Origin of the sequence: Pseudomonas sp. NPDC087804 (assembly GCF_044742965.1) — a bacterium.
Classification (GTDB): domain Bacteria; phylum Pseudomonadota; class Gammaproteobacteria; order Pseudomonadales; family Pseudomonadaceae; genus Aquipseudomonas; species Aquipseudomonas rustica.
In genome coordinates this window covers 1-2,791 of record NZ_JBIUVN010000034.1, presented here as the reverse complement: position 1 = coordinate 2,791, position 2,791 = coordinate 1, and the positions used below count along the sequence as shown (strand labels likewise).

At 57.9% G+C, this 2,791-nt stretch carries 3 protein-coding genes; all 3 read left to right on the top strand.

Annotated features, from left to right (window positions below; all coding sequences use genetic code 11):
• Nucleotides 1-148, top strand: a 148-nt coding sequence (gene rpsU, locus ACIOMO_RS25240; protein WP_401244236.1) for a 30S ribosomal protein S21, incomplete at its 5' end; no start/stop codon positions are given.
• A 485-nt stretch (nucleotides 149-633) separates the two neighbouring features.
• Entirely contained in the window at nucleotides 634-2,598 is a 1,965-nt protein-coding gene (dnaG, locus tag ACIOMO_RS25235; protein WP_053124418.1) for a DNA primase, read from the top strand.
• Nucleotides 2,599-2,665: 67 nt separating this feature from the next.
• The coding region (locus ACIOMO_RS25230) for an RNA polymerase sigma factor region1.1 domain-containing protein (RefSeq protein WP_401244234.1) at nucleotides 2,666-2,791 on the top strand (126 nt) is incomplete at its 3' end.

The window sequence follows — 2,791 nt, the reverse complement described above, 5'->3', positions numbered from 1 at the left end:
CGAAAAAGCCGGTGTACTGGCTGAAGTTCGTAGCCGCGAATTTTACGAGAAGCCAACTTCTGAGCGTAAGCGCAAAGCAGCAGCCGCTGTTAAGCGTCACGCCAAGAAAGTTCAGCGCGAACAGCGCCGCGCCGTTCGTCTGTACTAATACACAGACGTTCGTAGCAAGCTTCTTGCCTAAGCCCGGCTCTGAGCCGGGCTAATGGCATTTGCGTAAAACGCTTGATGCTTCAACGTCGAAGCCGCACACGCGACTAAGACGAATCTGCTTCACACGTCAGACCTGGCTCTTTTGCCAGCGGTGCACGTCTCTTCTGACGAGCCTTTCAAGGCTACTGACGAGCACACCCACTGATTCCTCTCACGACGATCAGCCCAAGGCACCTGCATGCGTGCCCGCTTTATTGAGCTATCCGAGGCCCTCAACCGGCCGTCAGCGGATTCAGCGCAACACTTTCAAATAGTCGAAGACTGATAGGTACTAACGTCAGTGGTTTTTCGGCAGATACACTTCCCGACAGCGATTACGCAGACGACACCGGTCGAGCCGCACTTTTTGCGTGCTTCAAACAACGACCCGCGTCCGGCAGCCTTACGCATCGGACTTATTGCAGCGCAGACGACGAGAATGCCATGGCCGGGCTAATTCCCCAGAGCTTCATTGACGACCTGCTGAACCGCACCGACATCGTCGATGTGGTCAGTTCGCGCGTGCAATTGAAGAAGGCCGGCAAGAACTACACCGCCTGTTGCCCGTTTCACAAAGAGAAAACCCCGTCGTTCAGCGTCAGCCCCGACAAGCAGTTCTATTACTGCTTCGGCTGCGGCGCCGGCGGTAATGCCCTCGGCTTTCTCATGGATCACGACAACCTGGATTTTCCCCAGGCCATCGAAGATCTGGCGAAAGCCGCCGGCATGGAAATCCCCCGCGAAGAAAGCGGCCGCGAGCGCAAGCCACGGCAACCGACTGATTCGCCGCTCTACCCGCTGCTCACCGCCGCTGCCGATTTTTACAAGCAGGCCCTCAAGAGCCACCCCGCGCGCAAAGCTGCCGTGGATTACCTCAAGGGTCGCGGCCTGACCGGCGAGATCGCCCGGGATTTCGGCCTCGGCTTCGCGCCGCCAGGCTGGGATAACCTGTTCAAACATTTGAGCAGCGACACCCTTCAGCAAAAAGCCATGATCGACGCCGGGCTGCTGATCGAGAACGCCGAAACCGGCAAACGCTATGACCGCTTCCGCGATCGCGTGATGTTCCCGATACGCGACACCCGCGGCCGCATCATCGCCTTCGGTGGCCGCGTACTCGGCGACGACAAGCCCAAGTACCTGAACTCCCCGGAAACCCCGGTTTTCCATAAAGGTCAGGAACTCTACGGCCTTTATGAAGCACGCAAGAACAACCGCAACCTCGACGAAATCATCGTCGTCGAAGGTTATATGGACGTCATCGCGCTCGCCCAACAAGGCCTGAAAAATGCCGTCGCAACGTTGGGCACCGCGACCAGCGAAGAACATTTGAAGCGCCTGTTTCGCGTCGTGCCGAACGTGTTGTTCTGTTTCGACGGCGACCAGGCTGGCCGCAACGCCGCGTGGCGCGCACTCGAAGCAACGCTGTCGAGTCTGCAGGACGGCCGTCGCGCACGCTTTCTGTTCCTGCCCGAAGGCGAAGATCCGGATACGCTGGTTCGCGCTGAAGGCACCGATGCCTTCAAGGCGCGCATCAATCAGCACGCTCAGCCGCTGGCGGATTATTTCTTCCAGCAACTGACCGAAGAGTCTGACCCGCGTTCGCTCGAAGGCAAGGCGCACATGGCCACCCTCGCCGCACCGTTGATCGACAAAGTGCCGGGCGCCAACCTGCGCATTCTGATGCGTCAGCGCCTGACCGAAATCACCGGCCTGAGCAGCGAAACCGTCAGTCAGCTGGCGCAAAATGCGCCGCAGGAAGCGCCGCCCGCTTACGACCCGGGCATCAATTACGACGCAATGCCGGACTACAGCGACTACCATCAGCCGCAGGCACAGGACATGTATGTGCCGCAGCAGGAGTGGACGCCGAAGAAACCTGGCGCTGGCGGCAAGAAGTGGGACAAGAAGCCCTGGGATAAAAACGGCAAGCGTGGCGGCGATCGCGACCAGCAACGCCCGCGCACGCCGATTGGCGTCGAATCGCCAACCCTGACCGCCCTGCGCACACTGCTCCATCACCCGCAACTGGCCGAGCGCGTCGAAGATGCCGGGCACATTGCGGACGAGAATCAGACCAACGCCCAGCTGCTTGTGGCGCTGCTCGAAGCCGTACAGAAGAATCCCAAGCTAAACTCATTTCAGTTGATCGCGCGATGGCACGGCACTGAACAGGGTCGATTGCTCAAGGCATTGGCAGAAAAGGAGTGGTTGATTGACGGAGATAACCTTGAACAACAGTTTTTCGACACCATTACTAGCTTGTCAGCCCGCCAACGCGAGCGAAATCTTGAACAGTTACTCAGGAAAGCCCGTCAAAGCGAACTGAGTATTGAAGAGAAAAATCAACTGCGCGACCTTCTAAGTCGCAATGTTTCCGCATCAAACCCGACCTCAACTGGCGCGTGAGGTCATAGCTCAGGTATAATCCTCGGCTTGTTTTTTGCCCGCCAAGACCTTCAGTGGATAGGGTGTTATGTCCGGAAAAGCGCAACAGCAGTCTCGTATCAAAGAGTTGATCACCCTGGGTCGTGAGCAGAAGTATCTGACTTACGCAGAGGTCAACGATCACCTGCCTGAGGATATTTCAGATCCAGAGCAG